Here is a 24,112-nt window from a genome sequence, read left to right as displayed (position 1 = left end):
TGACCGTCGCCGCGCCGCTGGGCACCACGACGCGTCGGGCAACCCCCGGTAACCCGACGTGTTCCTGCTGACGGTAACCCGTGTGATCGCACTCTCCGAATCCGGGCCCTCGCGCGGAGCGATCAAGGCGCCGTCCGATGCCCCGGTACCAGCCAACCGACATACCGGAACAAGTTGCCCTTTTCCGCCTCGTTGCACCGGCTCTGCCGACGCGCCTTCCGGCGCGAAACCGCACGTTACGGGCCTTGCCCGGCCCGCGTCCAGACCACTAGCCGTGCGCCGCCCCACACCCCGTGTGACGCTTTCGGGGCGTCCGGCGCTGTACCCAATAGAGGGCCCTGACGGCCCTCACGCGAACGACGGCCGGGGCCTCTCCTGTGGGGGGTGGCGGCCCCGGCCGTCCTCGTGGGCTCAGGCCGCCACGGAGCCTGATGCCGAATTCACCACCTGCCGTCGTGGACAAGGGCACCCCGTATCGGGTGGGGCCCCGGCCGTCCTCGTTCGCCGCGACTCTCCGGGAGAGTCCGCGCACGACGCCTACGATGCGTCCTTCTTCACACCCGGTTGGCCAGCGCCTTGAAGTCCGCCCAGGACATCGCCGGCTGCCGCGGGTCCCAGGTCTTCTGCGCCAGCGCCGCGAGCGGCAGCCGGATCCCGGCCGCGATCTGCTGCGGTGTCTGGGAATCGGCCAGATCGCACCAGATCGCGAACCGCGCCCCCGGAATCCGGTCCGGGCCGGTCTGCCCCTGGGGGACCGACACCGGCTCGGTGCCGCGCAGCACCCGCGGGGTCCAGCTGCGGTAGATCCGCTGCCCGGTCGGATAGGTGAACTGGTTGGGCTCGCCGAGGACGTAGTAGAGGTACTCGTCGTTGAAGTTCATCACCTGGCGGCCCTCGCGCAGATACGCCGCCGGGTCGCGCGCGCCGGTCTCCTTGCCGGTCCAGTAGTCGGCGATCCGGTCCTTGTCGGCCTGCACCTCGCCGTCGGCGAAGAATCCGTCGTTCCAGGCCTCGATACGGTTCTTGCCGGCCGCCCGTACGGTCTTCTCCCGGTCGTTGAGCCAGCCGGTCGCCAGGTCCTCGATGCTGCCGCCCGGCCCGTACTTCTCCCGCGCGGCCTGTGCGAGCTGCGGGTACTTCGTCTCCGGGTCGCTGGACATCAGCGCCTGGTACTCGTCGCCGCCCAGGTGCCAGTACGCGGCGGTGCCCTTGGGGTTGGTGAACAGCGCCGCGTACTCGCGCAGCAGCGAGTCGACGAGTTCGCCGGCCTTCGGCTTGGAGATGTCGATCGCGCCGCGCACCGTGCTGCCCTGCGCGGTGCGCAGCTGGAGGTCGGGGTAGTGCTCCAGGACGGCGCCCAGGTGGCCCGGCGAGTCGATCTCCGGGATGACGGAGATATGCCGGCTGCGGGCCAGGTTCACCAGATGGCGGACCTGGTTCTTGGTCAGGTGGTCCTCGGAGACGATCTCGGGGTGGGTGTCGCTCTGGATGCGGAAGCCCTGGTCGTCGGAGAAGTGCAGCTGGAGCTGGTTGAGCTTGAGGTCGCCGAGTTCCCGAATGCGGGCCTCGATCCAGGCCGCGCTGAAGGGCTTGCGGGCGTTGTCCAGCAGCATGCCGCGGCGGGGGCGGTCCGGCCGGTCCTGGATGGTGCCCTCGGGGAGCCCGCCGGCGGCGCGTACGGCCTGCTTGACGGTGCGGGTGCCGTAGAAGACGCCGGCGTCGGTGGGCGCGGTGAGGGTGAGGCGGGTGTTGCGGGCGGTGAGGGTGTAGGACTCGTCGGCGGTGCTGCGGGCGGGGGCGTTGTCCGGCCGTCCCGCCGCGGCCCCGCCCGTCAGCTTCACCTCGACATCGCCGGGCCGTACGGCCTTCTTGCCCCATACGACGGGCAGCCCGCCCAGGTCCTTGGCCAGCAGCCGGGCCTCGTCGGCGACGGTGCTCCTGGCGCCCGCCGGGACCACCACGCGGGCTCCCTCGGAGGGGCGCCAGCCGCGCCCGTCGGCCGGGCGGAAGGCGCGTACGGCCGGGACGGTGCGGGGCGGTCCGGTGACCGGGGCCCAGGTGGGGGTGGCGGCGGTGGCCGGGGTGGCCGAGGCGCCGGTGCTGCCGGGGGGCCGGGTGTCCGCGGCGCCCGAACAGCCGGTGAGCACCGGCACGATGGCCAGCGCCGCGGCCAGCAGCGCGGCCCAGCTCGCCGGGCCCTTCGGATTCGCCGGGCCCTTCGGATACGACATCTGCAACCTCACTTTTCTGGGCGAAGGCATTGCCGGCTGCGCGGAGCGCGTCGTCCATCAGGCGCGCGAAAGCTCTCTCATTCGGGTGAAATTCGCGCATCCGTCGGACAACGGTCGACAAGCGTCGTTAGCGTGGCCTCGGTCCGCACCCCCTTCCAGGGCTCCCGGATCGCCGGTGTTCCGCCGGGGTGCCGCCTCGTAGGCGCCACCGCCGCCGCACCCGCACCCGCCTCCGGTTCGCAGCGTCCGACGTCCATCCGGTCTCGCCAGCTCTCATCCGCTTCCGTTAGCTTTCATCCGTTTCCGTCCAGCTTCCGTCAGCGGCTCGTCCCGCACCCGCCGACCCGCCCGCACCCACCGAAAAGACCCATTCGCTCCCTTCGACTCCGTCATCTCCGTTCCCGTCCGTCGTATTCACTCCGCATCCGTCCGAGGAGCCCACGCTGTCCGGCGACAACCCGGCCGCCCGGCCGACGACGCTGCACCCGACGCATTCGCCGCGGTGCGGCATACCTTCACCGAGCCGGATCGTTCCGTCACAGGGATATCCCGGCTGTGTCGGGCTCGAACGCTTCAACGCCCTCGCGCCGGACGACACGGTGGCCGCACTGCTGAGCTGCTGCGGCAGCGTCCGCTGGGCCGAGCGCATCGCCGCGCACCGCCCGTACCCCGATCTGGAGTCGCTGCTCGCCGCCTCCGACGAGGCCTGCTACGACCTCCTGCCGGCCGAACTGGACGAGGCCCTCGCCCGGGAGTCCGTCGCACCGCCCCCGCTCGCCGGGCTGCCCGGCCCCGGCACCCTCGGCACCCTCGCGGCGCACACCGCGCTGCGCGCCGCCCACGCCGAGTACGAGCGGCGCTTCCGCCATGTCTTCGTGATCTGCCTCGACGACTGCCCCGAGGGCGAGCTGCTGGACCATGTGCTCTCCGAGATCCGCGCCCGGCTGGCCAACGCGCCGGACGAGGAGCGGGCGGCCACCTCGGAGGAGCTGCGCCGGCTGGCCCGCGGCCGGCTGACGCGGCTCGCGGCGTGCCTCCCGTAGGGCGCCGAGCCGCCGGTCGCGTCCTCCTGCCGGCTGCATCTCGCGGCTTGTCTCCCCGAAAGCCCCGTTTCGTGCTTGTGTGATAGCCCGTTGGTGCCTGTTTGATCACACCTAAGGACCCGGACGGGAGGAACCGACACCTCGTCGCTACGATGGCCAGGGCCGGTGGACCGTACCCGGCCGGGCCGTGACCGACAGAGAAGCCGGCAGGCCCCAATCCCCGCTCCCGGAGGGTTTTTCCGTGCCGGCTGGAACGCTGTACCGCGGCCGGGAAGGCATGTGGTCCTGGGTGGCTCATCGAGTCACTGGCGTCCTCATTTTCTTCTTCCTGTTCGTACACGTCCTCGACACCGCTCTCGTCCGTGTCTCCCCCGAGGCCTACGACGATGTCGTCGCGACTTACAAGACACCCCTCGTCAACGTGATGGAGTACGGCCTGGTGGCCGCCATCCTCTTCCACGCGCTCAACGGCCTCCGGGTCATCGCGGTGGACTTCTGGTCCAAGGGCCCGAAGTACCAGAAGCAGCTGCTGTGGTCCGTTGTAGGTGTCTGGGTCGTGCTGATGGCCGGTGCCTTCTACCCCGTGCTGCAGCACACCCTGCGCACGCTGTTCGGGAGCTGACGCGAGATGTCTGCTGAAACGACTCCTGTGAACGACGCGGTGTCCCTGTACGACGTGGACCACCCGGCTCCCGTCATCGAGCCGCCGCGCAAGCGCACCGCCAAGACCCCGAAGGCCACGCGCACCAACTTCGAGCTGTACGGCTGGCTGTTCATGCGGCTGTCCGGCATCGTCCTGGTCGTCCTGGTCCTGGGTCACCTGCTGATCCAGCTGGTGCTGGACGGCGGCGTCTCCAAGATCGGCTTCGCGTTCGTGGCCGGCCGCTGGGCCTCGCCGTTCTGGCAGGCATGGGACCTGGTCATGCTGTGGCTGGCCATGCTGCACGGCGCCAACGGCCTGCGCACCGTCATCAACGACTACGCGCAGCGGGACAACACCCGCTTCTGGCTGAAGATGCTGCTCTACACCGCCACGGTGTTCACCGTCCTTCTGGGCACGCTGGTGATCTTCACCTTCGACCCGAACATCCGCTAGGCCCCGGGGCTGAGGTAACGACCAATGCAGATCCACAAGTACGACACAGTCATCGTCGGCGCCGGCGGCGCGGGCATGCGCGCGGCCATCGAGTCGACGAAGCGCAGCCGCACCGCGGTCCTGACGAAGCTCTACCCGACCCGGTCCCACACCGGCGCCGCGCAGGGCGGCATGGCCGCCGCCCTCGCGAACGTCGAGGAGGACAACTGGGAGTGGCACACCTTCGACACGATCAAGGGCGGCGACTACCTGGTCGACCAGGACGCCGCCGAGATCCTGGCGAAGGAGGCCATCGACTCGGTCCTCGACCTGGAGAAGATGGGCCTGCCGTTCAACCGCACCCCGGACGGCACGATCGACCAGCGCCGCTTCGGCGGTCACTCCCGTAACCACGGTGAGGCCCCGGTCCGCCGGTCCTGCTACGCCTCGGACCGTACGGGCCACATGATCCTCCAGACGCTGTACCAGAACTGCGTCAAGGAGGGCGTGGAGTTCTTCAACGAGTTCTACGTGCTCGACCTGCTGCTCCAGGACGTCGACGGCGTCAAGAAGTCCGCGGGCGTCGTCGCGTACGAGCTGGCGACCGGCGAGATCCACGTCTTCCAGGCGAAGGCGGTCATCTTCGCGTCCGGTGGCACCGGCAAGTTCTTCAAGGTGACCTCGAACGCGCACACCCTGACCGGTGACGGCCAGGCCGCGGCCTACCGCCGCGGGCTGCCGCTGGAGGACATGGAGTTCTTCCAGTTCCACCCGACGGGCATCTGGCGCATGGGCATCCTGCTGACGGAGGGCGCCCGTGGTGAGGGCGGCATCCTCCGCAACAAGGACGGCGAGCGCTTCATGGAGAAGTACGCGCCGGTCATGAAGGACCTCGCGTCGCGTGACGTCGTCTCGCGCTCCATCTACACCGAGATCCGGGAAGGCCGCGGCTGCGGCCCCGAGGGCGACCACGTCTACCTGGACCTCACGCACCTGCCGCCGGAGCAGCTGGACGCCAAGCTCCCGGACATCACCGAGTTCGCCCGGACGTACCTCGGTATCGAGCCCTACACGGACCCGATCCCGATCCAGCCGACCGCGCACTACGCCATGGGCGGCATCCCGACCAACGTCGAGGGCGAGGTGCTGGCCGACAACACCACCGTCGTGCCGGGCCTGTACGCCGCCGGCGAGGTCGCCTGCGTGTCGGTGCACGGCGCCAACCGCCTCGGCACCAACTCCCTCCTGGACATCAACGTCTTCGGGCGCCGCGCCGGTATCGCCGCCGCCGAGTACTCGGCCACCGCCGACTACGTCGAGCTGCCCGAGGACCCGGCGCAGCTGGTCGCCGACCAGGTCGAGCGGCTGCGCACCTCCACCGGCAACGAGCGGGTGGCGGAGCTGCGCAAGGAGCTCCAGGAGTGCATGGACGCCAACGTGATGGTGTTCCGCACCGAGCAGACGATCAAGTCCGCGGTGGAGAAGATCGCCGAGCTGCGCGAGCGCTACCTGAACGTGTCCATCCAGGACAAGGGCAAGCGGTTCAACACCGACCTGCTGGAGGCCATCGAGCTGGGCAACCTGCTCGACCTGGCCGAGGTCATGGCGGTGTCCGCACTCGCCCGCAAGGAGTCCCGCGGCGGTCACTACCGCGAGGACTACCCCAACCGCGACGACGTCAACTTCATGCGGCACACCATGGCGTACCGCGAGGTGGGTGACGACGGCACCGAGTCGATCCGTCTCGACTACAAGCCGGTCGTGCAGACCCGCTACCAGCCGATGGAGCGTAAGTACTGATGGCAACCCCGACAGTGGACAAGGCGGCCGAGGCCGGCCAGCCCGAGCCCGGCTTCGCCGACTCCCCGTACATCACCGTCACCTTCCGGATCCGCCGGTTCAACCCGGAGGTCTCGGAGGACGCCAGCTGGGAGGACTTCCAGCTGGAGATCGACCCCAAGGAGCGCGTCCTGGACGCCCTCCACAAGATCAAGTGGGATCAGGACGGGTCGCTGACCTTCCGCCGGTCCTGCGCCCACGGCATCTGCGGCTCCGACGCCATGCGCATCAACGGCCGCAACCGCCTGGCCTGCAAGACGCTGATCAAGGACATCAACCCGGAGAAGCCGATCACGGTCGAGGCCATCAAGGGCCTGACCGTGATGAAGGACCTTGTCGTCGACATGGAGCCCTTCTTCCAGGCGTACCGCGATGTCATGCCGTTCCTGATCACGACCGGCAACGAGCCGACCCGTGAGCGCCGGCAGTCCGCCGAGGACCGCGAGCGCTTCGACGACACGACGAAGTGCATCCTCTGCGCCGCCTGCACCAGCTCCTGCCCGGTGTTCTGGAACGACGGCCAGTACTTCGGCCCGGCGGCCATCGTCAACGCGCACCGCTTCATCTTCGACAGCCGCGACGAGGGTGGCGAGCAGCGCCTCGAAATCCTCAACGACAAGGACGGCGTGTGGCGTTGCCGTACGACCTTCAACTGCACGGACGCCTGCCCGCGCGGTATTGAGGTCACCAAGGCGATTCAGGAAGTCAAGCGGGCGCTGATCACCCGCAGGTTCTGAGTTTGCGGCTAAACCGCCGCCGCTCTCGCGGATGTGGCTGCTCGCCGTACGGGTTCCTCAATTGAGGGTTGCTGTGCGAGTAGCGAGCAAGGGCCTCGTTTCCTTCGACGGAAGCGGGGCCCTTTCGCTTCTCCGGGACACGGTGCCGTCTCCGGTCCGCTCGCCGGATACACCAGCACTGGCGGCAGCTCCCCGTCCGCCAGTGCCACCGGCACCCCACGGCAGAAGTAGGACGGGACGAAGACCAGCCCCCGGCCCGCCAGATGCAGTTCCCGGTCGACCGGGTAGCCGACCTCCAGGACCGGCCGCCGCCAGCGCATCACCGGCCCGAACGTCCGCAGCATCGCCTCCGCGCCGGACTCGCACAGCGCGTGCCGCCGCAGCGCCCGGTCCGCGCCGACCGACTCCGCTATCCGCGGCCAGTCCGGCGCGATCGCCAGATGGTGGTAGGTGCGCAGACTGCGGGCGAGCCGGCGCAGCGCGGCCGGTTCGCCGTCCGCGATGTTGCGCGCCCACCCCGGCAGCGGCCGCTGCCCGGCCAGTTGGGCCAGTTCGGCGCGCAGTCGCTCGCGGGGTGTGCTCATCACGGCCTCAAGACCGGGCTCGACCCCGTACGAGGCCTCGAACGGGGTGAGGAAGTCGGGGAAATAGCCCTGCTGCGGCACCAGTGGCAACAGGGTGCGCAGCGGGCCGGGGCCGTGCCGCACCGCATGCTGCCGCCAGGCGGCCAGCGCCGGCTCGGACCGCTTCTCCCGCAGGCTGTGCAGGCTCAGCACGGTCTCCCACAGCGGGTCGGCCCCGTCGGCCACTCTCGTACGGAGCAGATCCTGCGCGGTGAAGTGCACTCGTAGCACGTCATCCCCCGGTGCTCAGGCGTTGCCGCTCCCCCGAACGGCGTGCACACGAGGATCCGTCCGCGCACCGGCCGCCGCAAGCGAGACACGCGGGAAGGCTGGGGTTGGAGTGAAATCGGTTGTGGGGGTGGCGAGTTGGACGCTGGGGGGAGGGAGGCAGGACGGGACGTCAGCTCTGCCCGGGGCGCAGGAGCGGCTTCGACAGGAGGGCGGAGAGTGCGAGGGTGGCCGGGATGGTGAGGGTGAACAGCAGCCCGAAGATGAGCTGCACGAACCCGGCGTCCACCGGCGCCGCATCGCCCGTCACCGCGGCCTGCACGATGCCGTCGGCCAGCAGGATCACCGTGTACGCGACCGTGTCGATCGCCACCGTCATCCAGCGCGGCTCCGCCCTGCGTATGAGCCGGATCGCGAAGAGGGCCAGGAACACCGCGGTCGGCAGCGCGAGCGTCGATACGGAGAGCCAGTCGTCCGGGGTGGAGGAGAAGAGGGACATCATGAGCACACCCAGCACCCAGGGGAAGACGGCCACGGCGGCGGCGTAGGCCGCGGTCCTGGGGGCACGTGCGCTCAAGGGAGGCATGGCTCACTCCTTGTTTCCGTCGCTGCCGGGCCGACGGTCCGACCCAACCGGTCGCGATCTCCATTGTGGCAGGCGGAGCCGGCGCGACTGAGGGCGGGACCCATCCAGCGGGATCCCCAACGACCGCCCCTACCAGGCCCGTTGGCGCTCCCGGCTTTGCACCATGACGCTGCGCGGATGACGACCACGGCGGCTGCCGGCCACGCCACGGGCGAGTGGCGCGAGGGCGGCGGCGTCCACACGGCGGGCAGCGCACCGCCAAGGACGAAGGGAGGGACAGCGAGGGGCCGCGCGGTGCTCCGCGCGGCCCCTGGGCTGCGAATTCCTATAGGTGGTGCGAGGGGGTCGGCTCAGCCCCAGGACTGGTTGCGGTTCTTGCCGCGACGGGCGGCCACCACGATGCCGATCACGATGCCGACGGCGAGCAGCGCACCGAGGCCGATGCCGCCGTAGAGCATGAGCTTGTCCTTGGCGCCCATGGGGGGGTTGGGGTCCTGGCCCTTGTCGGCGCCGGGCACGACGCCCGTCTGCGGGGCTTTGCCCTTCGGCATCGCGAGCGGGCCGTCCGCCGGGCCCGCCGGGATGTCCTTCCGCAGCGCGGGGCCGGGCTGGATGAAGCCGTAGCCGTAGTGCGCGTCCGGGAGCTTGAGGCCCTTGGCCTTCTCTGCCTTGGCGAGACCCGCCGTCTTCACCAGGCGGTTGGCGATCTGGCCGGGGGTGAGGTCGGGGAACTTCTCCTTGAGGAGGGCAGCGGTGGCGGAAACGTAAGCCGAGGCGGACGAGCTGCCGTTCGCCGTCTCGTATGCCGAGTCGCTCGCGCCCCTCACGGTGGGGATACGCACGCCGGGTGCGAGCAGATCCATGTCGGAGTTGTAGTTGTTGTCGTCGGAGGACTCACCGTACTGGTCGACCGATCCGACACCGATCGCTCCCGGGCAGCCCACGGGATAGCTCTTCTTGGACCAGCCGTCGTTGCCCGCGGCGGTCACGACCACTACGCCCTTTTCGAGGGCGTAGTGGATGGATTCGCACATGTCGGCGTCCCGGACGCTTCCGCCGTAGGACATGTTGATGACGTCAGCGCCGTGATCCACGGCCCACCGTGTGGCCAGCCCGTTGTTGTTGTACGTCGGGACAGGGAGGATCTTGGCGTCGGGAGCCAGTCCCTTGACGCCTTCGGATCCGCCCGGGCCATGTCCGTGGCCCGCGATGATCCCGGCCATCGCGCTGCCGTGATCGCGGACGTTTTCGTCAGGGCGCTTGGGGTGTTTGGCTGCCTCGGCTTGTTGCGCCGGCCCGAAGTCCGGTCCGGGAAGGAACTGGCCCTTGAGGTCCTGATGGGTCGTACGGAATCCGCTGTCCAGCACGGCCACCGTCACACCCTTGCCGGTGGCCTCCTTCCACAGATCCTGGGCCCCGAACGCCTCCAACGGCCACAGATCCTTGCGCGTTTGATCCGCGGACGCGGTGCCGCTCGCGGTGAGCAGCAGCGCTCCGGTCAGCGCAGCACCCACCGTCGCGCGCAGTGTTCGGGTGACCCTCATGCCTCGCTCCTTCTTGCTCTGCTCTCCGGGCGGCGGTGTTCCACCGAGGAAAAGCCCCGCACATCAGGTGCGGGGCCATCCTCATTGGCCGCCGTGCGACGGTATCGCCGGCCTACTCGATGACGCGAGGGGCCACATTACGTTGCGGCGTCCACGTCTCTTCGTCCTCCACCAGGTAGTCGGGGCGCTGCTTGCTGCTGCGCTCCTGCTCCTCGCGGCCGCCCTTGCCCTTGGCGCCGGCGGCGCCCGGCGCGCCGACCTGCCCGGCCTTCTTACCGCCACGGCTGCGGTGCAGTCCAGAGCCGCCCTGCTTGGCACCGCCCCCGGGACCGCCCGGCTTGCCGACCACGCCGCCACGGGTACGCGCCTGCGCGCCCTTGGCGCCGCCGGCCTTGGCACCGGCCTTGCCGCTGCCGGCGCCGGGTGCACCGGCGCCGCCGCCACGCATACCGCCGGCACCGGGCATGCCGGCGCGCATACCTCCGCCGCCGGCGCGCATGCCGCCCACCATGCCGATGGCGCCCGCGCCGATCGCACCGTCTCCGCCTCCGGAGGGGATGGCATGTCCGACGCCCGCTCCGCCGCCGATGGCGCCGGCGCTGGGCGGCGGGGTCATCGTCCCGCCGGCGACACCGTCGAGTCCGGTCTGTACGGGCACGTCGGGACGGCTGATGTTGGGCCCGCCGAAGCCCGGCGGGACGGCGTGGTTGCCGATCCCGTTGGGCATCTTCGGCTGGTAGTTCGACGGATCCGGCCGTGAAGCGCTCGTGTCCGGCATGTTCACCGGGGGCTGCTGCTTGAGGTCCTTCGGCGACGTCGGCCAGTCCCCACCGCCGCCCGGGGGCTCACCAGGGCCGTCGCGGAATCCACTGGTGTGAGCCGCGTAATTGGCCGCCAGCTCATCCATCACGATGACCGCCTCGACCTGACGCTCCTTGCTCAGGGACAGATTGTCCCGGTTGAGCTCCAGCGCCATGCGGGCGTCCATCTTCGGGTTCGCCATGTCCCGGTGGAACTGGCTGTCGTCGCCCTTGTCGTCCTTGAGCTTGTCCATGGTGCCGGGGTCATGGATGTTCGACATGGCCTTCTGGGCCTCGCGAAGGCTGTGCGCGACGCTGCCCTGCGCCCCGGACTGGCGTGAACCGATCAGCGACCGCTCGACGTTCCGGGAGTGCCCGTACGTCCGGTCGATCTTCTCGAGCACCTTGCCGGCTTCCCGGCGGAACGCCTCGGCCGCCGAGCCCTCCCAGTGCGCCGAGGCGTGGTCGACGGCGTCCATGAAGGACTTGCGGATGCCGCCACGCCCGTCTTCGCCCGCGAGCCGGTCGGCGGAGGCGCGCCAGTGCTGGCCGGACGTCTCGATCGCCCCGGGGTTGGCGTGCTTGATCATCGCCCGGAGATCGTTGATGCCGTGGTGATGGAAGTCGGAAGGCGAAGTAGGCGTGAGGTGCTGGCCCTTGAACGACTTCAGTCGCTCGTTCCGCTCCTCGTCCTTCCGCTGCTTCTCCATCGCCTTGGCGGACTCGTACTCCTGCCTGGCGTCAACCACGCCGGCCCCCCTTCATCGTCATCCTCTCGTCCCTGCTCCAGCGCCGACCGATCAGCCGTTCATCGAGACCTTGGCACCATGCTCCTGGTCCTCGTAAGCGCCCCGGCTGGCTTCCGTCTTCTCGCCGAATTTGGTGATGAGGCCCTGGAGCGCGGTGATGACCTGCGACATGTAGTTCTGCATGTCGTCGTGGGCACCGGCCAGATCCCCGCATTCGATGAAATTGACCCCAAATGCCGACTTCGGGATGGTCGTGCTGTACTTCATCTTCTGGCTGGGCTCATCCATGTCGGCCTGAAGACGCTTGAGCTGACGCACGACGCTGTCCAGCTCTTCGAGATCGACCTTGAACTGCTTGCTCATACCGCTCTCCCCGTTCCCCGCGTTGCCCCGCGCGCCCCGCTTGCGTCCTCGTGTCGCCCCGTGCGGCCGCCACAATAAGGGCAGCCTAAAGACAATAAAGACTAGGGAGTTGGCGGTCGGAAAAGCAAGATCGTAAGTCGTGATCTGTCCGATTCGCGGCAGAATGCGACCGTACTTTGTAGACGGTCCGTTACCAAGTACCCCTCAGGCACACCATCTACCCATCGGAGGGCCCTCCACTTCCCTCCGGGGCGGCGCTTCACGCCCTCAGGGAGGCCAGTTCCACGACCGTGATGTCCGGTGGCGCACCGACGCGTACCGGCGGGCCCCAGGTGCCCGCGCCGCGGGTGACGTAGAGCTGGGTGTCGCCGTAGCGCTCGAGTCCGGCGAGGGTGGGATTGGTGGCCGCGGCCAGGTAGGTGACGGGCCACATCTGGCCGCCGTGCGTGTGGCCGGACAGCTGGAGATCCACGCCGTGTCGGACGGTCTCGTGGATGGTGACCGGCTGGTGGGCCATGAGGACGACGGCGCGGGCGGGGTCGCGGCCGTCCAGGGCCCGTGCGTAGTCGGGGCCCGTGCCCTCGCGCTCGCCCGCGAGGTCGTTGATGCCCGCGAGGTCGAAGGCGGGCAGCTCGGTGCGCGCGTTCTCCAGGGGCGTGATGCCCAACTCCCTTACGTGGTCGACCCATTGGGCGGCACCGGAGTAGTACTCGTGGTTGCCGGTGACGAAGTACGCGCCGTGCCGGGAGCGCAGGTCGCGCAGTGGTTCGGCGGCCGGACCGAGGTCGGTGACGCTGCCGTCGACCAGGTCGCCGACGATGGCCACCAGATCGGGGCCGGTCCGGTTGATCGTCTCGACGATGCGCCGGGTGTGTGCGCGGCCGAGGATCGGGCCCAGGTGGATGTCGCTGACCACGGCGATACGGAAGCGGTGGGCGGCGCGCGGCAGTTTGGCCAGCGGCACCGTGACGCGCACTACGCGCGGGCCGCGCAGCGTCGTCGTGGTGCCGTAGCCGACGGTGGCCGCGGCGGCCAGGGTCGCGCCGGCGGCGACCGCCCGTGCGACGAAGAGCCGGCGGGGCGGGTGGGCGGGCGGCGGCAGGGCGTGGGCGCCGGGCGGGAGGAGGGTGGGAGCCGGCTCCCGATCACCTGCGGCGGACGCGGCAGAGGCAGCGGAGGGGGTCGTGGAGGAGGTCGTGGAGGAGGCAGCGGAGGAGGGCCCGGCGGCGGACTCCGTCGGCTGCGGGGGCTGGTCCTGCCGGGCATCGCGCCTCCCCGCCCACCGCAGCCACACCAGCCGTACGGCCTCCCCGGCGAGCAGCGCCAGTGTGAGATAGAGCACCAGCGCCAGCCACAGGTATCCGGGCCAGGCCAGCGCCTGTTGGACGGCGAAGGGGGCGCCGGAGGGGCCGGAGAGCACGGCCGCGAGGCCGGTCAGCGGAAGGGCGACGGCCGCGGCCGTGCCCGCCCGGCGCGGCCGGCTGCCCGGCGTCGTGGTGTCCCGGACGAGCCGGCACCACAGATAGCCGTGCACCGCGCCGAACAGCCCGAGGACCGGGACGAGGACCAGAGCGAAGGTCACGGCGGTTCCCCGTGCCCGTACCGTGCCCGTGCCTCAGGTGGCGGAGGAGGCGGGGGGCCGGTCGCCGTGGTCCGGGTCGTGCGGCTTCTCCCGGCGCAGGGCCCGTACTCCGCGGAACCCGATCACGCCGATCGCCGTCCCCAAGAGAAAGGACGTCACCGCGAGCAGCAGATGGACCCAGAAGTAGGCGGTCGGGTCACCCGCGTCGTCGAAGGCGAGACCGCTCCCGTCCTTCCAGAGATTCTTGACGAAAGTGATCCAGATGACCCAGCTCCACGCCCCGAAGGCGAGCAGGAACCAGGACACAGGGCGCGAGAGCTTCATACCTTCCAGTATGGGCAGCGGCTCCATCCGGCGGTCGGCAGGGGCACTCTTCCGTGGGGTGCTGTCTGATTCCGGGGCCCGGACGGGTACGTTCACCGACGTGCCGATGTCCTTCTCTGCTTCCACGGCTTCCCCCGCTTCAGCGGGTTCCTGCGCTTCAGCGATTCCCTGCAACCCCGCGGGTTCTCCGGCTCCCACGGGCGTCGGGACGTCGTCGGCTCCCGGTGCCGGGAGACCGGCGCGTAGGGCGAGCACGAGCAGCGGGACGGGCACAGGCAGCGAGACGGATACGAGCAACGGGGCGGCGGGTATGGCGGGTATGGGCAGCGGGACGGGCAGGGGCGGCGGAACGGGTATGAGCGGCCGGGCGGGTGCGGGATATCCGGTGCGCTCCGTCGCCGCGCTGGCCTCCGCCGCGCTGCTGGCGTCCCCGCTGCTGCTGGCCGGTACGGCGGCCGCCGATCCCAAGGACGGGCCGCCCAAGGCGCCGGCGCCGCCCGCCAAGATGTCGAAGGTCGGCGGGGACCGGCTGGGCATGCCGGGCGTGCAGGTCAACCAGACGCCGGGGGCGCCGAAGTTGCCGGGCCCGGACCAGATCACGGCCCGTGCGTGGATCGTGTCCGACGCCGATTCCGGCAAGGTGCTGGCGGCCAAGAACCCGCACTGGCAGCTCGCCCCGGCCAGCACCCTGAAGATGCTGTTCGCCGACACGCTGCTGCCGAAGTTCCCCAAGGACCAGAAGCACACGGTCAAGCCGGCCGACCTGGTCGGAATGGGAGAAGGCAGCAGCCTCGTCGGGATAAAGGAGAACCTGAGCTACTCGGTCCATGACCTGTGGCTCGGGGTGTTCCTGCGTTCCGGGAACGACGCGGTGCACACGCTGGCGGCGATGAACGGCGGCACGAAGGCCACCGTCGTCCAGATGCAGCAGCACGCGAAGGAGCTGAACGCCAACGACACCCATGTCGTCACGCCGGACGGCTATGACGCGCCGGGCCAGGTCTCCAGCGCGTACGACCTGAGCCTGTTCGCCCGATCGGGGCTGCACAACGCCGACTTCCGCGAGTACTGCTCGACGGCCAGCGCGCAGTTCCCCGGTGACAAGGGCAAGGACGGCAAGCGGGCGAAGTTCGGTATCCAGAACACCAACCGGCTGCTCAGCGGCGACTACGACATAAAGCCGTACCCGGGCATCGCGGGCGTGAAGAACGGCTCGACCACGAACGCCGGGTCGACGTTCACCGGTGTCGCCCAGCGCGGTGACCGCAAGCTGCTCGTCACGGTCATGAACCCGGAGAAGAAGGATCACAACGAGGGCTACCGGGAGGCCGCCAAGCTCCTCGACTGGGGCTTCGAGGCGTCCGGCAAGGTCGAGCCGGTGGGCCGGCTCGTCGGGCCCCGGAGCGAAGAGGACGGGTCGGACGGGTCGGGAGACGGCAGCGGGAAGAACGGGCGGGCGCAGGCCCAGGCGGCGCTGGACTCCTCCGACGACTCGGGCGGCACCTGGACGGCCGTGGGGATCACCGGCGGCGCACTGGTGCTGCTGGGCGTCGCGGCACTCGCCGTGCACCGGCGCTGGCCGCTGCCGGAGCTGGTGCGGGGGCGTCGGCCCCAGAAGTGAGCGGCCGAGAGGTACGGACCGTCCCGTCAGGTACGGGGCGGTCCGGTGCGGTTCGGGGCCGTCCCGCCTGACGCGCCGTCAGCCCGCCCCGCCGGCTCCCCGTTCGTGGGCGACTGTGCCTCCCCGCCCTCAGGCGCCGCCGCCTCCCCGTCCGGTGGCCCCGCGGCCTTCGGCTCCTCCCCCTCGCCCTCACCATCCGCATACGGTGTGGCCGTCCACGCCGAGCAGAACACCACCAGCTTCGCGGTGAAGTTGATCCACAGCAGCAGCGCGATCGGGGTCCCGAAAGCGCCGTACATGCTCTTCGACGCGACGCCCCTGAGATAGCCGCTGAGCAGCAGCTTCAGCAGTTCGAAGCCGACCGCGCCGATCAGGCTGGCGACGATGACGGCGCGCCTGGGCGGGTGCGCGCCGGGCAGCTTGGTCAGCACGTAGGCCAGCAGCAGGAAGTCCGTGAGGACGGCGATGCAGAAGCCGGCGCCGGACAGCAGGATGCTGCCGACACCGCCGTGCTGCAGGCCGATCGCGTCGGCGGCCTTGCCGACGGCGGAGCTCGCGAAGCCCGAGCAGGCGGCCGAGAGCAGTGCGACGCCGCCGAGGCCGAACAGCAGCGCGCCGTCCCGGAGCCTGCTGAGGAAGAAGTTGACGTCCTCCTCGTCCTTCTCCCACACCGCGCGCAGACAGTCGCGCAGCGACTCGACCCAGCCGATGCCGGTGAGCAGCAGCAGGGCGCCGGCGATCAGCCCGACCGTGGCGGCGTTGTCGACCAGGCCGGCGAGATCGAGCTGTCCCGAGATGCCGGGGATCTGCTCGGCGAGGCTGGCTTCCAGGGTGTGGAGTTGGCTGTCGCTGAGCACCGCGGCGCCGATCGCGGCGGCGACGGTGAGCAGCGGGAAGAGCGCGACGAAGCTGGTGAAGGTGATCGCGGCGGCGAGTCTGGTCCAGTGCACCCGTTCCATGCGCTCGTACGCCCGCCAGAGGTGCGTGGTCATCAGCCAGGCGACGGCCGGTCCGATCACCGGCAGCCTGCGCAGCCAGTCCATGGCGTTCCCCTCTCGCCGCCCTGCCCCGTCTGCCGGGCGGCAGGTGTCCCGGTGATCAGGAACACTAGCTTCCGGATGCCCCGGAAACGGGGGCAGGCGGCGGACGGCATGCCGATTCCCCGCCTACGGGAGCACCGGCGGCAACGCCGACAGGAACGGCCCTGCGGCTCTTGAGGCCTACGGAGCCGGCGCCGGCGGCCGGGACAGATCCGCCTGGCGCGGGACGCCGGCCGTCTGCGTCCCGAACGGGTACTCCCGCTCCAGCCGCCACACCGCGTCCGGGCCCTGCTCGTACAGGGCGAAGCCGCCGATGGTCCAGGTCGCGGAGAAGTCGCCGAGCTCGGCGTGCGCGCGGTCCATCGCCTCGTCGGCGATGCCGTGCGCCACGGTCACATGCGGGTGGTACGGGAACTGGAGCTCGCGGGCGCACGGCCCGGACGCGGCGCGGACGCGGGCCTGGAGCGCGGTGCAGCCCGCCTCGCCCTGGGCGACCTTGACGAAGACGACCGGGGAGAGCGGGCGGAAGGTGTCGGTGCCTTCGAGGCGGAGCGGGAACGGGCGGAAGGAGGCCGCCACCTCGGCGAGGTGCCGTTCGACGTCGGGCAGCGCGTCGGCGGGTACCTCCGTCGGCGGGAGGAGGGTGATGTGCGTGGGGATGCCGTGTGCGGCAGGGTCCCCGAAGCCCTCGCGCTTCCTCTGGAGGAAGCTTCCGTAAGGCTCCGGGACCGCGATCGAAACGCCCAGCGTTACGGTCCCCACTGAGTTCTCCCTCCTGCTGTTCCCGGCCCGCGTTCACGCACTGCTCTCAGTGTGCAGGGTGCGCGCCCGATCCGGGGAGCGTCGTCGGTCCTGTTATACGCAGGCCCGTGAGCCCCCGAGGGCGGGGGCGCGGGGCCCTGGGCCGTCCGCGAGGCCGCCCGTTGCCGGCCTCGCGGGACGTCCCGTCAGTACTTCGCCGGCAGCAATCCGAGCCGGTCATACGTGGTGGCGAGGGTCTCGGCGGCCACCGCGCGGGCCTTCTCGGCGCCCTTGGCCAGGATCGAGTCCAGGGTCTCCGGGTCGTCCAGATATTCCTGCGTGCGGTCCCGGAACGGTGTGACGAAATCGACCATCACCTCGGCGAGGTCGGTCTTGAGCGCTCCGTAGCCTTTGCCCTCGTAGTCGGCCTCCAGCTTGGGGATCTCCGTGCCGGTGAGCGTGGAGAGGATGCTCAGGAGGTTGCTGACGCCGGGCTTCTGCTCGCGATCGAAGCGGATCACCGTGTCGGTGTCCGTCACGGCGCTCTTGATCTTCTTCGCGGTGACCTTGGGCTCGTCGAGGAGGTCGATGATCCCCTTGGGCGAGGACGCCGACTTGCTCATCTTGATCGACGGGTCCTGAAGATCGAAGATCTTCGCCGTCTCCTTGACGATGTACGGGTTCGGGATGGTGAAGGTGTCGCCGTAGCGGGTGTTGAAGCGGTCCGCGAGGTCGCGGGTGAGCTCCAGGTGCTGGCGCTGGTCCTCGCCGACCGGGACCTGGTCGGCCTGGTAGAGCAGGATGTCGGCGACCATCAGCACGGGGTAGGTGAACAGGCCGACCGTCGTACGGTCGGTGCCCTGCTTCGCCGACTTGTCCTTGAACTGGGTCATCCGGGACGCCTCGCCGAAGCCGGTGACGCAGTTCATGACCCAGGCGAGCTGGGCGTGCTCGGGCACATGGCTCTGCACGAAGAGCGTGCAGCGCTCCGGGTCGAGGCCGGCGGCCAGCAGCTGGGCGGCCGCGACGCGGGTGTTCCGCCGCAGTTCGGCCGGGTCCTGCGGGACGGTGATCGCGTGCAGGTCGACCACCATGTAGAAGGCGTCGTGGGACTCCTGCAACGCCACCCACTGGCGGACGGCGCCGAGGTAATTGCCGAGGTGGAAGGAGCCGGCGGTGGGCTGAATGCCGGAGAGCACACGAGGCGGACGCTGCATGGCGGAGCCATTCCCCTTGGGGCGGTGGTGGGCGACGGGCGGGCGATCGAGAGCCATGGACCGATTGTCTCAGGTCCGCGCGCGCACCCCGGCGCATGGTCGGCCCAGGGGCTTCCGGGGCGAGGCGGAGGGCGGACGAGGGGCCTGCGCGCTGCCCCTCGCCGCCCCCTCCCCCGGCTCAGTCGCCCGTCGGCAGCCCCGGCGCCGGATACCCCGCCATCAGCTCCGCGACCTCGCCGCGGATGGCCGTCAGGGCCGCCTCGTCGCCCGTCCGCGCGGCCGTGACGCCGCGGTCGATCCACTCGGCGACCTGCGGCATCCGGTCCGTGCCCAGGCCCCGGGAGGTGAGCGAGGGGGTGCCGATGCGGATGCCCGACGGGTCGAAGGGCTTACGCGGGTCGAAGGGGACGGTGTTGTAGTTGACGACGATGCCGGCCCGGTCCAGGGCCTTGGCGGCGACCTTGCCCGGCACGTCCTTCGAGGTGAGGTCGATCAGCACCAGGTGGTTGTCCGTACCGCCGGAGACCAGGTCGAAGCCGCGGGCCAGCAGCTCCTCGGCGAGCGCCTTGGCGTTGGCGACGACGGCGTGCGCGTACTCCCGGAAGGACGGCGCGGCCGCCTCGTGCAGCGCGACCGCGATGGCGGCCGTGGTGTGGTTGTGCGGACCGCCCTGGAGGCCGGGGAAGACGGCCTTGTCGATGGCCTTGGCGTGGTCGGCGCGGGACATCAGCATGGCGCCGCGCGGGCCGCGCAGGGTCTTGTGGGTGGTGGTGGAGATGACGTCGGCGTGCGGTGCGGGGGACGGGTGGGCGCCGCCCGCGATCAGGCCGGCGATATGCGCGATGTCGGCGACGAGTACCGCGTCGACCTCGCGGGCGATCTCGGCGAACGCGGCGAAGTCGATGGTGCGCGGTACGGCCGTACCACCACAGAAGATGATCTTCGGGCGTTCCTTGATGGCCAGGTCGCGGACCTCGTCGAAGTCGATCAGCGCGTTGTCGGCCCGTACGCCGTACTGCACGCCGTGGAACCACTTGCCGGTCGCCGAGACGCCCCAGCCGTGCGTGAGGTGGCCGCCCATCGGCAGCGACATCCCCATCACGGTGTCGCCGGGCTGCGCGAAGGCCAGGTAGACGGCGAGGTTGGCGGGCGAGCCCGAGTACGGCTGGACGTTGGCGTGCTCGACGCCGAAGACGGCCTTGGCGCGCTCGACGGCCAGCGTCTCGACGCGGTCGATGTTCTGCTGGCCTTCGTAGTAGCGACGGCCCGCGTATCCCTCGCTGTACTTGTTCTGAAGGACGGTGCCGGTGGCCTCCAGGACGGCGGTGGAGACGTAGTTCTCGCTGGGGATCAGCCGCAGTGTGTCGGCCTGGAGCTGTTCCTCGGCGCCGACGAGGGCGGCCAGTTCGGGGTCGGCGGCGGCCAGCGCGGGATGGGAAAGGGGCTGTGACATATGGGGCTGTGACATGGCGTCCTCCGGGGGCGGTCGATCGGTGGTCCGGTCGTGGTCCCGGGGTGCCCAGGCGGGCGGCACCTCGTGAGGGTGGCCGCACACCGCTCCCTCGGGGTTCATTCCCCGTACGCCAGTCGCGGTGCGCACCACAGAGTTTAGGTGATCGCCCGGTTTCGGGTGATCACTTGGAGCACGGCGTCGGCCGGAGCGCGAGTGCCCGGCCGGCGCAACAATGGAAGCGGGCGCAGCGCCGTCTGCGCCCGTACGGCCGTGGAACGGCCTGACAGGACGGAGTCACCGGTGACGACCACGGAACGCTGCATCGCCGCCGCCGAAGCCCACAGCGCGCACAACTACCACCCGCTCCCCGTCGTCGTGGCCAGCGCGGAGGGTGCCTGGATGACGGACGTGGAGGGCCGGCGCTACCTGGACATGCTCGCCGGGTACTCCGCGGTGAACTTCGGGCACGGCAACCCGCGGTTGGTCGGCGCGGCCAAGGCCCAGCTGGAACGGGTCACGCTCACCTCCCGCGCCTTCCACCACGACCGGTTCGCCGACTTCTGCGGGCAGCTGGCCGAGCTGTGCTCGATGGACATGGTGCTGCCGATGAACACCGGCGCCGAGGCGGTCGAGACGGCCGTGAAGACGGCACGCAAGTGGGGCTACAAGGTCAAGGGCGTACCGGACGGCCGGGCGAAGATCGTCGTCGCGGACAACAACTTCCACGGCCGGACGACCACCATCGTCTCGTTCTCCACGGACGCCGAGGCCCGCGACGGCTTCGGCCCGTACACCCCCGGCTTCGAGATCGTCCCGTACGGCGATCTCGCGGCTTTGGAGGCGGTGGTGGACGAGAACACCGTGGCGGTGCTCCTGGAGCCGATCCAGGGCGAGGCGGGCGTGCTGGTGCCGCCGCCGGGCTATCTGGCGGGCGTGCAGGAACTGACCCGCGCCCGGAACGTGCTGTTCATCGCCGACGAGATCCAGTCGGGGCTGGGCCGCACCGGCCGGACCTTCGCCTGCGAGCACGAGGGCGTCGTCCCCGACATGTACGTATTGGGCAAGGCGCTGGGCGGCGGTGTGGTGCCGGTGTCGGCGGTGGTGTCCTCCCGCGAGGTGCTGGGGGTGTACGCACCGGGCGAGCACGGTTCGACGTTCGGCGGCAACCCGCTCGCCTGCGCGGTGGCCCTGGAGGTCATCGCGATGCTGCGGTCCGGCGAATTCCAGGAGCGGGCGGCGGAGTTGGGCGAGCATCTGCACCGCGAGCTGGGCCTGCTGGTGGGCGACGGCGCGGTGGACGCGGTACGCGGCCGCGGGCTGTGGGCGGGCGTGGACGTCAACCCGTCCCGCGGCACGGGCCGGGCCGTCTCCGAGCAGCTGATGGCGCGCGGCGTCCTCGTCAAGGACACCCACGGCAGCACGATCCGGATCGCACCGCCGCTGATGATCAGCAAGGAGGACCTGGACTGGGGGCTGGAGCGGCTGCGGGAGGTGCTGGAGGCGTGATGCGGGGGTGGCGGGCAGGTGCGCACCCCAGGGGCAGGTGCGCGACGCGCCTCAGAGGATCACATGCGGCAGGAAGCGCGCGTACTCGTCCGTGACCGGCCCCGCCGACTCGCGGATGCCCAGCCCCGCCGACTCGTCCTCGACGACCCACGCGCCGAGCACCACCCGGTTGCCGTCGAAGTCCGGCAGTGGGGCCAACTCCTGGTAGCAGCACGGGTCTTCGGGGCCGCGCAGCGCCGGTTCGGCGCCCGGCTCGTGCAGGGTGACCCCGGCGCCCTCCCGGCCGAGCAGCGGCTTGGCGACGTATCCCTTCGTACGTGCCAGCTCGCGCGGCCCGTCCAGATAGGCCGGCAGCAGATTCGGATGGCCGGGGAACAGCTCCCACAGCACCGCCAACAGCGCTTTGTTGGAGAGCAGCATCTTCCAGGCCGGCTCGATCCAGAGGGTGGAGCCGGTGCCGCCGCCGTTGTCGAGCGTGTCCAGGACGTGCGGCCCGAACTCGTCGGTGGCCAGCCACTCCCACGGGTAGAGCTTGAAGCAGCTGCGGATGAACCGCAGCCGCTGGTCGACGAAGCGGCCCGAGAGCCGGTCCCAGCCGATGTCCTCCATGGAGATCGCGACGGTCTCCAGGCCGGCCTGCTGTGCCGTCTCCTCCAGGTAGGCGACGGTCATCAGGTCCTCGCCCAGCTCATCGCCGGCCGAGTGCGCGAAGTGCAGCGGCGCGCCCGGCGGCAGCAGCGACGCCTGCCGCTTCCAAGCGGCCACCAGCCGCTCATGCAACGAATTCCACTGATCGGCGCCGGGAAACCGCTCCTCCATCCAGAACCACTGCGGGCTGGCGGCCTCGACCAGCGACGTCGGCGTGTCCGCGTTGTACTCCAGCATCTTGGCCGGCCCGGTGCCGTCGTAGTGCAGGTCGAACCGCCCGTAGACCGACGGGAGTTCGCCACGACGGCGCCAGGACTCGGCGACCAGCCGCGCCAGCCGCGGGTCCTCGATGCCGAGGTCCGCGAAGCGTTCCCGCTCCACGATGTGCGCGGCCGCGGCCAGGCACATGCCGTGCAGCTCCTCGACGACATCCTCCAGCGCCTCGACCTCGGGCAGCGAGAACTCGTAGTACGCGCTCTCGTCCCAGTACGGCCGCAGCGAGTCGTCGGGGTATCTGGTCAGCGGGTAGATCAATCCCTGTTCCTCGACGGTCTGCTGCCAGCCGGGGCGGGGCTCGATGGTGTGCCGTTGCATGCCTGCGACCGCGCCGCTCAGCCGCCGATGCGGCCGTGCGAGCCGCCCGACCCCGAGCAGCCGAAGCCGCCGCGGTTGACGGCCGTGCTCTTGCTGAACGTGCCGCTGTCGGCGTACTTGCCGCTGGTGCTGTCGGGGCCGTAGTACCACTGCCCGTCGACGGACTTCCGCTGCTTGCCGTACCCGCCGCCGGTGCTGCCGCCTCCGCTGGACGTACCGCCGGAACTGCTGCCGCCCGCCGAGCAGTTCTTGCTGTCGACGACGCGGTACCCCTTGAGGGTGTCGTAACTGTTGCGGTCCACACAGCGCTTGTCCGGCTCGGAACCGCAGGACGTCAGAGCGGCGGCCAGCGCGCCCATGCCGCCCAGGATCACCGTGCTCGACCGCAGCCGCCGGCGTGCTTTCTCGGCCATTCGACTTCCCCCGTGCCCCTCGTTGACTGTCTGACGCCTGTTGACGGTCTGCTGACTATTGATGGTCTGCCGACTGTCTGAAAACCGTTGAGCGAGTCAGCCTAGACGGCGACCGCACGCCGCCCCCATGCACCCGGCGGACGATTCCGACTCCGCCCGCCATGCCCTCTCCGCCGCCTCCGGCCCCCTACAGTCGTTTCGTGATCCTTGGCATGATCTGTGCGCTCGGCTCGGCGGTGTGCTTCGGCACCGCCTCCGTCCTCCAGGCCGTCGCGGCACGCGCCACCGCCCCCGGCAAAGGTTCCGGCGTAGATCCCCGCCTCCTCCTGCGGGTCCTCAAACAGTGGCGCTACCTGCTCGGCCTGGCCCTGGACTTCCTCGGCTTCCTCCTGGAACTCGTAGCCCTTCGCTCTCTCCCCATCTACGCGGTCGGCGCGGCGCTCGCGGCCAGCCTCGCCGTGACAGCGGTGGTCGCGGCGCGGGTGCTGCGCGTCCGGCTCAGCCGCACCGAATGGCTCGCGGTGGCGGCGGTCTGCGGCGGTCTCGCGATGCTGGGGCTGGCCTCCGGCGAGGAGGGCCACCGCAGGGGCTCATTCGACCTGCGTATCGGGGTACTGGCCTGCGCACTCGCCATCCTCGCCTCCGGAGCACTGGCCGGCCGGCTCCCCGCCCGTGCCCGCGCCGCGGTCCTCGGCCTCGGCGCGGGCTTCGGCTTCGGAGTGGTGGAGGTCGCCGTCCGCCTCATCGACGACTTCTCCTTCCCCGCGATCCCCACCCTCCTCACCAACCCCGCTGTCTACGCCCTGCTCATCGGCGGCGGCGCGGCCTTCCTCCTGCTGACCTCGGCCTTCCAACGCGGCTCGGTCACCGCCGCCACGGCGGGCATGGTGATCGGCGAAACCGTGGGCCCGGCGCTGGTCGGCGTCGTCTGGCTCGGCGACCGCACGCGTGCCGGACTGACCCCGCTGGCAGTACTCGGCTTCGCCCTCGCGGTGGCCGGGGCGCTGGTGTTGGCGCGGTTTGGGGAGGCGCCGGCGGAGGTGGCAAGCGGTGAGCGACACGCGCCGGAGGGACGGCGGGCGGACGCGGTGGAGGAGCCGTGAGGGGGCGCGGTGGTGGACCCCTGCTCGGATATTGAGCCTATGAGCTGGCCTT

Annotated in this window: 22 protein-coding genes and 1 riboswitch; of the genes, 8 read left to right on the top strand and 14 right to left on the bottom strand. The window is 70.5% G+C overall.

What is annotated here, in order from left to right; genetic code table 11:
* Positions 1 to 554: 554 nt before the first annotated feature.
* Positions 555 to 2,231 carry a beta-N-acetylhexosaminidase gene (locus tag FCH28_RS18105; protein WP_169314192.1) on the bottom strand — a complete coding sequence of 559 codons (1,677 nt, stop codon included), beginning with the start codon at positions 2,229 to 2,231 and terminating at the stop codon, positions 555 to 557.
* A gap of 599 nt (positions 2,232 to 2,830) precedes the next feature.
* Here FCH28_RS18105 and FCH28_RS18100 point away from each other — a divergent pair.
* The 5 genes from FCH28_RS18100 (at position 2,831) to FCH28_RS18080 (ending at position 6,925) form a co-directional block, all read left to right on the top strand.
* Positions 2,831 to 3,274 carry a 2-oxo-4-hydroxy-4-carboxy-5-ureidoimidazoline decarboxylase gene (locus FCH28_RS18100; protein WP_246102956.1) on the top strand — a complete coding sequence of 148 codons (444 nt, stop codon included), beginning with the start codon at positions 2,831 to 2,833 and terminating at the stop codon, positions 3,272 to 3,274.
* A gap of 241 nt (positions 3,275 to 3,515) precedes the next feature.
* Complete coding sequence (gene sdhC, locus FCH28_RS18095; protein WP_136741068.1) at positions 3,516 to 3,896, top strand: succinate dehydrogenase, cytochrome b556 subunit; 381 nt, start codon at positions 3,516 to 3,518, stop codon at positions 3,894 to 3,896.
* Between the two features lie 6 nt (positions 3,897 to 3,902).
* On the top strand, positions 3,903 to 4,370 hold the full coding sequence (locus FCH28_RS18090) for a succinate dehydrogenase hydrophobic membrane anchor subunit (protein WP_136741067.1): 468 nt from the start codon (positions 3,903 to 3,905) through the stop codon (positions 4,368 to 4,370).
* Positions 4,371 to 4,394: 24 nt separating this feature from the next.
* Positions 4,395 to 6,149: a succinate dehydrogenase flavoprotein subunit gene (sdhA, locus tag FCH28_RS18085; protein ID WP_136741066.1), complete on the top strand. Its 1,755-nt coding sequence runs from the start codon at positions 4,395 to 4,397 to the stop codon at positions 6,147 to 6,149.
* Positions 6,149 to 6,925 carry a succinate dehydrogenase iron-sulfur subunit gene (locus FCH28_RS18080; protein ID WP_136741065.1) on the top strand — a complete coding sequence of 259 codons (777 nt, stop codon included), beginning with the start codon at positions 6,149 to 6,151 and terminating at the stop codon, positions 6,923 to 6,925. Before sdhA ends, FCH28_RS18080 begins: the two co-directional genes overlap by 1 nt.
* An 8-nt stretch (positions 6,926 to 6,933) precedes the next feature.
* Here the strand turns inward: FCH28_RS18080 and FCH28_RS18075 are convergent, their stop codons facing one another.
* The 7 genes from FCH28_RS18075 to FCH28_RS38150 form a co-directional block, all read right to left on the bottom strand.
* The gene (locus tag FCH28_RS18075) at positions 6,934 to 7,779 is read right to left on the bottom strand and encodes a hypothetical protein (protein WP_246102954.1); all 846 of its coding nucleotides are present in this window, start codon (positions 7,777 to 7,779) and stop codon (positions 6,934 to 6,936) included.
* Between the two features lie 169 nt (positions 7,780 to 7,948).
* A complete protein-coding gene (locus FCH28_RS18070; protein ID WP_136741064.1) occupies positions 7,949 to 8,362 on the bottom strand; it encodes a hypothetical protein in 414 nt (137 codons plus the stop codon).
* A gap of 350 nt (positions 8,363 to 8,712) precedes the next feature.
* Positions 8,713 to 9,906, bottom strand: coding sequence for a S8 family peptidase (locus FCH28_RS18065; RefSeq protein WP_136741063.1), 1,194 nt, complete (start codon positions 9,904 to 9,906; stop codon positions 8,713 to 8,715).
* A 112-nt stretch (positions 9,907 to 10,018) separates the two neighbouring features.
* Positions 10,019 to 11,455, bottom strand: a complete 1,437-nt coding sequence (locus FCH28_RS18060; protein WP_136741062.1) for a hypothetical protein — start codon at positions 11,453 to 11,455, stop codon at positions 10,019 to 10,021.
* A gap of 51 nt (positions 11,456 to 11,506) precedes the next feature.
* The gene (locus FCH28_RS18055) at positions 11,507 to 11,818 is read right to left on the bottom strand and encodes a hypothetical protein (RefSeq protein ID WP_136741061.1); all 312 of its coding nucleotides are present in this window, start codon (positions 11,816 to 11,818) and stop codon (positions 11,507 to 11,509) included.
* Between the two features lie 259 nt (positions 11,819 to 12,077).
* Complete coding sequence (locus FCH28_RS18050; protein WP_136741060.1) at positions 12,078 to 13,400, bottom strand: metallophosphoesterase; 1,323 nt, start codon at positions 13,398 to 13,400, stop codon at positions 12,078 to 12,080.
* Between the two features lie 33 nt (positions 13,401 to 13,433).
* Positions 13,434 to 13,724: an SCO4848 family membrane protein gene (locus tag FCH28_RS38150; protein ID WP_169314191.1), complete on the bottom strand. Its 291-nt coding sequence runs from the start codon at positions 13,722 to 13,724 to the stop codon at positions 13,434 to 13,436.
* 355 nt (positions 13,725 to 14,079) lie between these two features.
* Here FCH28_RS38150 and FCH28_RS18040 point away from each other — a divergent pair, with 355 nt between their 5' ends.
* Entirely contained in the window at positions 14,080 to 15,345 is a 1,266-nt protein-coding gene (locus FCH28_RS18040; protein ID WP_136741161.1) for a D-alanyl-D-alanine carboxypeptidase family protein, read from the top strand.
* Between the two features lie 26 nt (positions 15,346 to 15,371).
* On the opposite strand, the gene FCH28_RS18035 is transcribed toward FCH28_RS18040, so the two are convergent.
* The 4 genes from FCH28_RS18035 to FCH28_RS18020 all read right to left on the bottom strand — a co-directional run bounded on the left by FCH28_RS18035 (position 15,372) and on the right by FCH28_RS18020 (position 19,796).
* Positions 15,372 to 16,388 (bottom strand): YihY/virulence factor BrkB family protein, encoded by a 1,017-nt coding sequence (locus tag FCH28_RS18035; protein ID WP_136741059.1) that lies wholly within the window; start codon positions 16,386 to 16,388, stop codon positions 15,372 to 15,374.
* Between the two features lie 177 nt (positions 16,389 to 16,565).
* Positions 16,566 to 17,147, bottom strand: a complete 582-nt coding sequence (locus tag FCH28_RS18030; protein ID WP_136741058.1) for a 2'-5' RNA ligase family protein — start codon at positions 17,145 to 17,147, stop codon at positions 16,566 to 16,568.
* A 185-nt stretch (positions 17,148 to 17,332) separates the two neighbouring features.
* Positions 17,333 to 18,343 carry a tryptophan--tRNA ligase gene (gene trpS, locus FCH28_RS18025; protein WP_136741160.1) on the bottom strand — a complete coding sequence of 337 codons (1,011 nt, stop codon included), beginning with the start codon at positions 18,341 to 18,343 and terminating at the stop codon, positions 17,333 to 17,335.
* A 178-nt stretch (positions 18,344 to 18,521) separates the two neighbouring features.
* On the bottom strand, positions 18,522 to 19,796 hold the full coding sequence (locus FCH28_RS18020) for a serine hydroxymethyltransferase (protein WP_136741057.1): 1,275 nt from the start codon (positions 19,794 to 19,796) through the stop codon (positions 18,522 to 18,524).
* 57 nt (positions 19,797 to 19,853) lie between these two features.
* Positions 19,854 to 19,944: riboswitch (ZMP/ZTP riboswitch) on the bottom strand.
* A gap of 152 nt (positions 19,945 to 20,096) precedes the next feature.
* Here FCH28_RS18020 and rocD point away from each other — a divergent pair.
* Positions 20,097 to 21,302, top strand: a complete 1,206-nt coding sequence (gene rocD / locus FCH28_RS18015) for an ornithine--oxo-acid transaminase (RefSeq protein WP_136741056.1) — start codon at positions 20,097 to 20,099, stop codon at positions 21,300 to 21,302.
* A 51-nt stretch (positions 21,303 to 21,353) separates the two neighbouring features.
* On the opposite strand, the gene FCH28_RS18010 is transcribed toward rocD, so the two are convergent.
* Entirely contained in the window at positions 21,354 to 22,544 is a 1,191-nt protein-coding gene (locus FCH28_RS18010; RefSeq protein ID WP_136741055.1) for a glutathionylspermidine synthase family protein, read from the bottom strand.
* 17 nt (positions 22,545 to 22,561) lie between these two features.
* On the bottom strand, positions 22,562 to 22,957 hold the full coding sequence (locus FCH28_RS18005) for a hypothetical protein (protein ID WP_136741054.1): 396 nt from the start codon (positions 22,955 to 22,957) through the stop codon (positions 22,562 to 22,564).
* A 212-nt stretch (positions 22,958 to 23,169) separates the two neighbouring features.
* Between FCH28_RS18005 and FCH28_RS18000 the strand changes: the two genes are divergently transcribed.
* A complete protein-coding gene (locus FCH28_RS18000) occupies positions 23,170 to 24,060 on the top strand; it encodes a DMT family transporter (RefSeq protein ID WP_136741159.1) in 891 nt (296 codons plus the stop codon).
* Positions 24,061 to 24,112: the final 52 nt, after the last annotated feature.

The sequence above is a fragment of the Streptomyces piniterrae genome, from assembly GCF_005048155.1.
Taxonomy (GTDB): Bacteria; Actinomycetota; Actinomycetes; order Streptomycetales; family Streptomycetaceae; genus Streptomyces; species Streptomyces piniterrae.
Note: the sequence above shows the minus strand (reverse complement) of the source record. Positions and strands in the feature narration are given on the sequence as shown.

Bases quoted from the DNA above. Each gene is read 5' to 3' on its own strand.
- FCH28_RS18105 (WP_169314192.1), bottom strand. From the start codon at position 2,231: ATGTCGTATCCGAAGGGCCCGGCGAATCCGAAGGGCCCGGCGAGCTGG.
- FCH28_RS18090 (WP_136741067.1), top strand. From the start codon at position 3,903: ATGTCTGCTGAAACGACTCCTGTGAACGACGCGGTGTCCCTGTACGAC.
- sdhA (WP_136741066.1), top strand. From the start codon at position 4,395: ATGCAGATCCACAAGTACGACACAGTCATCGTCGGCGCCGGCGGCGCG.
- FCH28_RS18080 (WP_136741065.1), top strand. From the start codon at position 6,149: ATGGCAACCCCGACAGTGGACAAGGCGGCCGAGGCCGGCCAGCCCGAG.
- FCH28_RS18070 (WP_136741064.1), bottom strand. From the start codon at position 8,362: ATGCCTCCCTTGAGCGCACGTGCCCCCAGGACCGCGGCCTACGCCGCC.
- FCH28_RS18065 (WP_136741063.1), bottom strand. From the start codon at position 9,906: ATGAGGGTCACCCGAACACTGCGCGCGACGGTGGGTGCTGCGCTGACC.
- FCH28_RS18055 (WP_136741061.1), bottom strand. From the start codon at position 11,818: ATGAGCAAGCAGTTCAAGGTCGATCTCGAAGAGCTGGACAGCGTCGTG.
- FCH28_RS38150 (WP_169314191.1), bottom strand. From the start codon at position 13,724: ATGAAGCTCTCGCGCCCTGTGTCCTGGTTCCTGCTCGCCTTCGGGGCG.
- FCH28_RS18040 (WP_136741161.1), top strand. From the start codon at position 14,080: ATGAGCGGCCGGGCGGGTGCGGGATATCCGGTGCGCTCCGTCGCCGCG.
- FCH28_RS18035 (WP_136741059.1), bottom strand. From the start codon at position 16,388: ATGGACTGGCTGCGCAGGCTGCCGGTGATCGGACCGGCCGTCGCCTGG.
- trpS (WP_136741160.1), bottom strand. From the start codon at position 18,343: ATGCAGCGTCCGCCTCGTGTGCTCTCCGGCATTCAGCCCACCGCCGGC.
- FCH28_RS18020 (WP_136741057.1), bottom strand. From the start codon at position 19,796: ATGTCACAGCCCCTTTCCCATCCCGCGCTGGCCGCCGCCGACCCCGAA.
- FCH28_RS18010 (WP_136741055.1), bottom strand. From the start codon at position 22,544: ATGCAACGGCACACCATCGAGCCCCGCCCCGGCTGGCAGCAGACCGTC.
- FCH28_RS18005 (WP_136741054.1), bottom strand. From the start codon at position 22,957: ATGGCCGAGAAAGCACGCCGGCGGCTGCGGTCGAGCACGGTGATCCTG.
- FCH28_RS18000 (WP_136741159.1), top strand. From the start codon at position 23,170: ATGATCTGTGCGCTCGGCTCGGCGGTGTGCTTCGGCACCGCCTCCGTC.